Source organism: Paraburkholderia sp. WS6 (assembly GCF_030464835.1).
In the GTDB taxonomy this organism is placed as follows: domain Bacteria; phylum Pseudomonadota; class Gammaproteobacteria; order Burkholderiales; family Burkholderiaceae; genus Paraburkholderia; species Paraburkholderia madseniana.
Genome location: NZ_JALQCK010000009.1, coordinates 262291 through 269534 on the forward strand (window position 1 = coordinate 262291; position 7244 = coordinate 269534).

7 protein-coding genes are annotated in these 7244 nt (G+C 60.9%); 2 read left to right on the forward strand and 5 right to left on the reverse strand.

Annotated features, from left to right (window positions below; translation table 11 throughout):
* The first annotated feature begins 21 nt into the window (after window positions 1-21).
* Window positions 22-1398 carry a sensor domain-containing diguanylate cyclase gene (locus M0D64_RS14135; RefSeq protein WP_266258144.1) on the forward strand — a complete coding sequence of 459 codons (1377 nt, stop codon included), beginning with the start codon at window positions 22-24 and terminating at the stop codon, window positions 1396-1398.
* Between the two features lie 141 nt (window positions 1399-1539).
* Window positions 1540-2706 (forward strand): patatin-like phospholipase family protein, encoded by a 1167-nt coding sequence (locus tag M0D64_RS14140; protein ID WP_266258145.1) that lies wholly within the window; start codon window positions 1540-1542, stop codon window positions 2704-2706.
* 71 nt (window positions 2707-2777) lie between these two features.
* Here M0D64_RS14140 and M0D64_RS14145 read toward each other — a convergent pair whose 3' ends face one another.
* From M0D64_RS14145 to M0D64_RS14165, 5 genes are all read right to left on the reverse strand, one after another.
* The gene (locus tag M0D64_RS14145) at window positions 2778-4520 is read right to left on the reverse strand and encodes a tetratricopeptide repeat protein (RefSeq protein ID WP_266258146.1); all 1743 of its coding nucleotides are present in this window, start codon (window positions 4518-4520) and stop codon (window positions 2778-2780) included.
* A gap of 68 nt (window positions 4521-4588) precedes the next feature.
* Window positions 4589-5326 carry a BON domain-containing protein gene (locus M0D64_RS14150; protein ID WP_154560123.1) on the reverse strand — a complete coding sequence of 246 codons (738 nt, stop codon included), beginning with the start codon at window positions 5324-5326 and terminating at the stop codon, window positions 4589-4591.
* A gap of 82 nt (window positions 5327-5408) precedes the next feature.
* A complete protein-coding gene (locus tag M0D64_RS14155) occupies window positions 5409-5894 on the reverse strand; it encodes an aminoacyl-tRNA deacylase (RefSeq protein ID WP_154560124.1) in 486 nt (161 codons plus the stop codon).
* A gap of 152 nt (window positions 5895-6046) precedes the next feature.
* On the reverse strand, window positions 6047-6757 hold the full coding sequence (locus M0D64_RS14160; protein ID WP_266258147.1) for a 1-acyl-sn-glycerol-3-phosphate acyltransferase: 711 nt from the start codon (window positions 6755-6757) through the stop codon (window positions 6047-6049).
* 201 nt (window positions 6758-6958) lie between these two features.
* Window positions 6959-7244, reverse strand: a 286-nt coding sequence (locus M0D64_RS14165; RefSeq protein WP_308102334.1) for a hypothetical protein, incomplete at its 5' end; no start/stop codon positions are given.

Genomic DNA, 7244 nt, shown 5'->3' on the forward strand with positions numbered 1-7244 from the left:
ACACCAACCAGACGGGTCAGAATGGACAGCTTGCTTATAGGGCCGGCGACGCGCAAACAGGTCGTTTTTGCAGGCACGTGCGCGTTGCTCGTTCTCCTCACGTTCGCCATTGCGGGTCAGCGTGCGCACCAGCCGTTGCCGGCAATCACGCCCTTCATGCCGATGTGCGCGCTTACGGTGTTCACCACGTCGGGAATCGCCGCGTTCCTTCTCGGCGCCCGCTTTACCGTAACGCAACAACCCATGCTCGGCGCGCTGGGCGGCGCGTACGCGTTCACAGCGATTACCGTCGCTTTGCAACTGCTGATGTTCCCAGGCGTTTTCACGCGCACCGGCCTGTTCGGCGCCGGGCCTCAGAGTGCGGCGTGGATGTGGGTTTTCTGGCATGCGGGATTTCCGCTGCTCGTCATTCTGGCAGCGCTCGTACGCGACCGCCTCCCGAGCAAGCCGATCGCGCTACCTCACATTGACTTCTGGGCCTGGGCGTTAATCGGTGTTCCAACTGCGCTTGCCGCAGCGCTTGGCGTCCTCGCCATTTATGCGAACCTGGCGGCGCCTTTTCATGCGGCTTCCGAGACGAACGCGCTTTCAGGCGGCCGAACCGGACTCTTCATCTGCTCGCTTGACGCTCTCGCGATCGCCGTGGTCCTGTTCAAAGGGCGCCTGCGGACCGTGCTCGATCTATGGGTCACCATTGCCCTACTGGCCTCCTTTGCGGACGCCAGTCTGAATCTATTGAGCATGGCCCAGTTCACCCTTGGCTGGTACGTCGCGCGGGTCTTCAGCATGCTGGCTCCCGGCGTGCTGGTATGCGTGCTGGTCTGGGAAGTGACCGTGCTCTACCGCGAATTGTCCGAGGCGCACGCTTCCCTGCTGCACTCGTCCACACGCGACGCCCTGACGCGCATTTATAACCGTAGCTACTTTGAAGACCAGTTTCGCAGGGAATTCGACCGTGCGACACGCAACGGTCAGCCGCTCTCGCTCGTCATGATCGATGTCGACAATTTCAAGGATTACAACGACGCCTTTGGCCATCTTCGCGGCGACACCTGCCTCAGCGCAATTGCGAAAGCGCTGGCAGGAACAGCACGCCGGTCGAGCGATTTTGTCGCCCGTTACGGCGGTGAAGAGTTCGCCGTGGTGTTACCCAACACGGGATCGGAAGAAGCATCGGTCATGGCCGAGCAGGCCCGGCTCGCCATCATGCAGTTGGGCCTGACGGCGCCAATACCTGGCGGTCAGGTCACCATCAGTGCGGGGTGCGCGACGAACGAGCAGAACGCGCAGAGCACGCTGAGCACGCCCAACGCACTCGTGCAGGCGGCGGACGCAGCGCTCTACGGCGCGAAACGTGCGGGACGCAATCGGGTCCAGTCCGTCACGCCCGGACAATAAAGGTTCATGCCTTTCAGGCGGCAGAATCCTGAAGCCGACCGCAAGCTCCCCACGACAGTAACAAGGGAAAACCGCAGCGCCGTGCCTCCCCCGCCCGTGGCAAAATCACCCGCACCGCGGCATTTGTCCGGGAGACCTGCAATGGGCAACAAGACGCACGGCAAACGCAACGCTAACGCAGCAGGCCAGTCGGAGGCCGCACCGGACATTCCCGGACAAGTGGTCCTCGTGTTTCAGGGAGGCGGTGCGCTCGGCGCGTACCAGGCCGGTGTCTATCAGGCAATGCATGACCGCAAGGTCAAACCCGACTGGGTGATCGGCACGTCGATCGGTGCGATAAACGGCGCGATCATCGCGGGCAATCTGCCCGAGAACCGCATTGCGCGATTAACCCAGTTCTGGAACGGCGTGGCGCGCCGTGGCGTCGATGCGGCAAGCTGGCTGTTGCCAGGGCTCGCCAACTGGTCGCGCGACCTCGCGATCGTCACGCAAGGCGTGCCGTCGTTCTTCACCCCGCAACCCGGGTCATGGGCGAATATTCAGGCGCGCGTTGGACCGGAGCGGGCGGCATTCTATTCGACCGAGCCACTGCGTGAAACCCTGTCTTCGCTGATCGATTTCGACTACCTGAATCGCAAGAAGACGCGACTGACGGTCGGCACGGTCAATGTCTGCAGCGGACGTATGCGGTATTTCACTAATCGCGATGCGCCGATGGACGTCGAGCACGTGATGGCATCCGCCGCCTTTCCACCCGGTTTCCCTTCGGTGCGACTGGAAGGCGAATCGTACTGGGACGGCGGCATCTACTCGAACACGCCGCTGGAAGCCGTGCTCGACGATCGGCCGCGAAGCAGCTCGGTGATTTTTTCGGTGCAGTTGTGGCCGTCAAGCGGCCCGGAGCCCGAGTCCATCCTGCAGGTCATGAGCCGGCAGCGCGATATTCAGTATTCAAGCCGCGCGGAAAGCCATCTCGATCGACAGAAGCAGATCCACCGGCTGCGTCACGTGATTCGCGAACTCAGCCAACACATCCCCGAAGAGAAACGCGATACGCCGGAGGTTCAGGCGTTACTCGGCTGGGGCTGCGGCACGACGATGCAAGTATTGGAACTCGACGCGCCGGCATTCGATAACAACGATTTGAACAGGGATATCGATTTTTCGTCGAGTGGCATCGAGCGACGCTGGGCCGTAGGTTATGAAGACACGATCCGCTTACTGGAGCGCGCCCCCTGGCGCGAAACACTGGACCCTATGGAGGGCATCTCAGTCTTTCGAATGACCTCCGTGAATAGCCAAAGATAACTCATGATCTGGCTCGCCGGTGCGGTGCTCGTCATGCACACACTGATCGCGTTTTATATTGTGGGTGCGATCTACGGCGCTTCCGTTGTGTCGAGAAGACGGGCTGCTTCACGCCGGATCTCCTCGGCCTCAAGCGGTCGTTGCGTCTGGCTCAAAAGTGCGCTCAGGTTACCGAGTGTCCGCGCTTCATCCTGACGGTAGGCCGCCGGGGCATCTCGCGACAGAGTTCGGTAAAGGTCCAGCGCGTTCCGGTAAGCGTCTTCAGCCTCGCGTGGGCGCCCGCTGTGACTGAAAAGGACACCTAGATTGTTCAACGTCCGCGCTTCGTCCGGCTGGTAGACAGTCGGGGTTTCCCCCGCGAGCGCACGATAGATCTGCAAGGCCTGCTGATAAGCTTGCTGCGCCTCCTTCGGCCGTTGTGTGGCGCGATAGAGCGCGCCAAGATTGGTCAACGTGCGCGCGACATCGGGCCGATAGAGTGCCGGGCTCTCCCGGGCAAGCTGCTGCCGGATCGTTAGCGCTTCCTTGTAGGCATGCTCGGCTTCCCGGAGTTGCTGCATCGCGCTATAGAGGTTCCCGAGATTGTTGAACGTACGAGCGAGTGCCGGGCGGTAGGCCGCGGGATTGCTCCGCACCAGAACCCGCTGGATGCTCAGCGCCTCGCGATACGCCTGCTCCGCATCGCTCATGCGTTGTGTGGCGCCGTACAGGATGCCGAGGTCGTTGAGCGTCGTCGCCATAACGGGTTTGTAGGTCGCGGGGTCGCGATAGGCCAACGCACGATCGATGTCCAGTGCTTCGCGATAAGCATCCGCCGCTTCTTGCAGGCGCTGTGTATCGCGATATAGCACGCCGAGGTTGTCGAACGTTTGTGCCACAGCGGGCCCGTAAGCCACCGGGTTCTGTTTCGCCAGCAGCCAATAGGTCTCTAGCGCCCGCAGATAGGCGGCCTCCGCTTCCTTGGGTCGTTGCAGCCCAACGTAGAGGTTGCCAAGATTGCCGAACGTGCGCGCAATCTGGGGCTGGTAGGCGGCAGGCTTCTCCCGCGCCAGCAACTGATAGCGCGACAACAGCGTGCGGTAAATCGGTTCCGCACGTTCAAACTCGCGTTGCTCTTGCAAAGTGTCGGCAAGCGCGGTCGCCACGCTGCTATCTTCCGGTTGCAACGCGTAGGCCTTTTCCAGATGCGGCAGGGCATTCTGCGGAGCGAAGCGCAGCAATTCAATCTCGCCAGCCTCATAAGAACGCGCCGCGAACACCTGCGGGGTTCCCTGTTGTTCGGCAAGCAGTTGGGGCAGCAACTGAGATGCACTCTCCAGATCAAAGCGCGCTAGCGCTTCGTCGATGTGCAATTCGAGAGGATCAGGCCTTCGTGCGATCGAGAATCTGCGCAGCAGATTCTCATAACGTGCGGCCCATTGCCGGGCTTCGGCCGCGAGATCTACGTCGGGCTGCGCCCTGATTTGCCCGGCAAGGCGCTCGACTAGCGGTTCGACGTTGGCGAACGCGGTATCGGTCTTGCGCCCAACACGGCCCGATTGCGCATACGCTACGCCTAGTATCACGTTGGTTGCACTGACGAGCGAGACCGTCTGGGCGTCGGAAAGTTTGGCGCCCTTCACCACGCGATTCAACTGGATGGTCAGGCGATTGAGGGTTTGACCGGGGAGTCCGCAATCCACCTGTACTTTGAGGCCGTTTTTGACATCGACCTCGGAGAACGCCGGAGAACACGAACTCGCCGCGTCAGCAGCGAGGCATCCCACGGACAACGCAACCATCGTCACGCCCGACAAAATCTTGCGCGCACTCATTTCCCGTCACGCCCGCCGTTCTATGGAAAGCAGTAACGTCCGGATTACAAAACGAGCCTGCAGTCAGATCAGGCCCCCACCTGAATACGATTGACGACGCCATCGATCGCATCCAGACACCAGGCGTCCTGTTCCGCCTGCCGTCTTTCTGCTTCGGTCGCCACCCAACCTGCTAGCGTGATCCTGTGATTTTCCACATTGATGGTGATCTGCCCGGCGCGCACACGCGGATCGGTTTCGAGCACCAGGTGCAAAGCCTCGGAAATCTCGTCGTCACCGTCGGCTTCGGCGGGCACCAACTCCAGCAGGTTCACCACGTCGCGGCAGCCGCCGACCCACCAGGCAATCACACTCGCGAGGCGCCTGTGGGACAGGCTGCCCACCTGGCCCGTCAAGGTCACGACACCGTCCTCGACCGTCACTTCGACGACGCCGCTGCCGTCGTTGCCCGCCTCGTCCATGGTGCCGTGCAGCACTTCCAGCTGGCCTTTGACGCGCGCACAGATCACGCAGTTGCGAAACTCCACCGTCTGCGCCAGCCGTTCGCAAAGACGCGTGCGTAGCTCGCCATCACCGACCGCCGGGTTGGCGGTAACACGCAGTTGGTCGACCAGACGCGTTCCATCGCAGTGCATCTGGGTCAACTGAAGAAGGCGTTTCTTGGATGCGATATCCGGCACCTCGCCCGCCACGGTCAGGGCGCCGTCGTCGAAGCTCATATGAATGGGATGATTCCGGAGCTTCAGGTGTGATTCACGTTCGAAGGCTGCCATCACCTGCTTCAGGACCGCGTCGCTGCGTTGCATGATCTGCCTCGCGCAAAGGTTCGGTAACGCAGCGCGCTTTATGCTGCGCTGCGCAAGCCTTGCCGCACCCGACGGGCGCCGGTCAACTCGGCGTGCCCGCCATGCGACGAGCGAAGCGTGTCCGCTCGGCCCGGTCCATCAGATCAAGGAATTGATCCGTGTCCATGTGAATCAGCGCTTCATGATCGCCGGCCTCGAAATAGACGTCCGGCTGACGGGCGAGGCTCTCGTCAAGATAGGTGTACATGCCATAGGCAGTACACACTGGCGGAAGCGCTCCGACGTCGCAATCCTTGAACAGCTCCCGCAGATCGACCTCTTTGGCCAGCAGGAGGTGGCGTCCGGTCTGTGCCCAAAGCTCGGACAGCCGCACGGCGTAGGTCGATGGCAGCACAGCCGCCACATAGCCGTGTTCGTCTTCAAACAACACGGTTTTGGCGAGGCGATCGCCGGGAATATGCGCCGCCGCCGCGGTTTCGATGCTGGAATGGCTGTGCGGATGATGCACGATTTCGTACTGGGAGCCCTTGCTGCGCAGGCACTCCTCAAGAGTGGCAGACATCGACATGACGCACCTCCTCCGGAAGAAAGGAAACGGGAGACTATTGCTCGCGGTTCCTTAAGGATAGGTCGCTTTGGTTCGCGTGTGAAAACATGCAAACAGCAGCATGCAGACAGCAGCGCCGCGACTGCGCGGGTGTGACGACGACTGGAACGGTATCAAAGCCGCAGCAGTTCGTCTTTCATCCACTCGTGGACGGCTCGCCCCAGTTCCTGCTGTGACAGGTCCTGAGGAGAGAATGCCGGGCCGACAACCACACGAATTTGTCCGCGGCCGCTGGGCCAGCCTTTCGCCGGCCAGACTTTGCCCGCGTTGAGAACCACCGGAACAGCAGGCACGCCAGTCGCGCAAGCCAATCGAACGCCTCCCGATGTCATTCTCAACGGGGCATTGTGTGGCACCCGGGTCCCCTCCGGGAAAATGACGATGACATCCCCCTTCGCCAGCTTCTCAGCGCTTTCCTGCGTCACAGCCTGATGAGCCTGTCGAGCGGAGCCGCGGTTCAGGCTAACCATGTCAAGGCCACGCAGCACCCATCCAAAAAACGGAATGCGAAGAAGCTCGTCCTTGAAAACAAAACTGATGCGCCGTGGAAAGAGCGCAAGAAATGCGAGTGTCTCCCAGGTCGATTCGTGACGGCACAGTAGTATCGCCGGCCCTTCAGGGATATGTTCAAGCCCTTCTATCGAACATGAGACTCCCGGCAGCCAGCGCATCACCGCCACCAGTGCACGACACCATTGTTTTGCCAACCAGTATCGTCCAGCTCTGCCGACGAAAGGGAACAGGAGCAGTATGGCCATTGAATAAAGTGTCCCGCTACCGAGAACGTAGACGATGAACAGCCATTTAGTGAAAGTCGAACGCATCGGGGCCTGATTAAGATTGGTTTGCGGTGGAACATTCACCGTTGACAGGTGAGACCACGCCGTGACAGATGCGTTCGTATGTCACCCATCTCAAAAGGACAGTGGAGTGGTTCGGGACCGGGCTTCCGGGGATGAAAGCGGACGCGCTGGCAAAGCCGGCGCGCGATGCCGCAAAGGCAGGAAGAGAGGTTGCTCACAAGCCTACGCTGGCGCAAATATCACTGTTCCGACGTCTGCGATGTGGGTGAAGCTTCGAACGAACCGGTACGTCTGGTCGCCGACCGTTATCCGGTTCAAGCCGGCGTGAGTCAGTTCGAGAATCTCATCAGCCACGCCCACTGCAATAGTTCCGTGACCAGTCAACTCGTTGTCCTCGTCCGCCGGGTCGCCGATGTAGACAGCACAGACGTCTGTACCGCGGCGCATCATGACGAGAGCTAAGCTCGAATCTGGTGTATGGGGGATCTGAGGCGGGAGATTGAAGGCG

Bases quoted from the DNA above. Each gene is read 5' to 3' on its own strand.
- M0D64_RS14140 (WP_266258145.1), top strand. From the start codon at position 1,540: ATGGGCAACAAGACGCACGGCAAACGCAACGCTAACGCAGCAGGCCAG.
- M0D64_RS14150 (WP_154560123.1), bottom strand. From the start codon at position 5,326: ATGCAACGCAGCGACGCGGTCCTGAAGCAGGTGATGGCAGCCTTCGAA.
- M0D64_RS14145 (WP_266258146.1), bottom strand. From the start codon at position 4,520: ATGAGTGCGCGCAAGATTTTGTCGGGCGTGACGATGGTTGCGTTGTCC.
- M0D64_RS14135 (WP_266258144.1), top strand. From the start codon at position 22: ATGGACAGCTTGCTTATAGGGCCGGCGACGCGCAAACAGGTCGTTTTT.
- M0D64_RS14155 (WP_154560124.1), bottom strand. From the start codon at position 5,894: ATGTCGATGTCTGCCACTCTTGAGGAGTGCCTGCGCAGCAAGGGCTCC.
- M0D64_RS14160 (WP_266258147.1), bottom strand. From the start codon at position 6,757: ATGCGTTCGACTTTCACTAAATGGCTGTTCATCGTCTACGTTCTCGGT.